This window comes from Aureimonas endophytica, assembly GCF_014642635.1.
Lineage (GTDB): Bacteria > Pseudomonadota > Alphaproteobacteria > Rhizobiales > Rhizobiaceae > Plantimonas > Plantimonas endophytica.
Genome location: NZ_BMIQ01000042.1, coordinates 1 through 556 on the forward strand (window position 1 = coordinate 1; position 556 = coordinate 556).

Below are 556 nucleotides of genomic sequence, written 5' to 3' on the forward strand. Positions count from 1 at the left end.
GTGGTGGATACCAGTTGGAATCCGCCGGTTACCGTCAGCGCACGGTTGGTGAGCATCGTCGACGACTGCGCTCAGCACCTCGGGCAGGCCGCCTACCTGCGGGGGATAGCCCGATAACGGCGACATCCGCCGGATCGCTGAGGCGATGGTCAGCTACGCCGAAGATCGCCTGCACCGATGGTTACCTGACGCTAGCCGGCAGCGCCGCCCTAGTGGTACCCGGCGTGTTCGTCGCGATGCTGGGCACCATTGTCGCGCCGAGACTGCGGTGAGGGGCCGGGGTGTGCGTCCTCGGCTCACCCGAGCGGCAGCTCGGCCAAGATGGTACCGGTGGGCTGTGGTGATCCGGTGCCGGGTTCGACGGTGAATGCCAGTGCGGTCGAGGCTCCGAGATCGGTCCGCGTCGCCGTCGTCGAGGGCGTCACCGCCGCGGTGCCCATCGTCCCCGCCGACCTCGGCCCTTTGGCCCCTCCCAGCAGCCACATCTGATACACGGTTCCCCGGGATGGTGGCGCCACATTGTTCATCACCAGCAGACCTGTGTTGCGGTCGCGGG

Annotated in this window: 1 protein-coding gene and 1 pseudogene; one reads left to right on the forward strand and one right to left on the reverse strand. The window is 67.8% G+C overall.

What is annotated here, in order from left to right; all coding sequences use genetic code 11:
- Positions 1-3 precede the first annotated feature (3 nt).
- Positions 4-117, forward strand: a complete 114-nt coding sequence (locus IEY14_RS25710; RefSeq protein WP_444542176.1) for a mycothiol transferase — start codon at positions 4-6, stop codon at positions 115-117.
- A gap of 179 nt (positions 118-296) precedes the next feature.
- On the opposite strand, the pseudogene rskA reads toward IEY14_RS25710, so the two are convergent.
- A pseudogene (gene rskA / locus IEY14_RS25715) lies at positions 297-556 on the reverse strand (anti-sigma-K factor RskA); the annotation flags it as partial.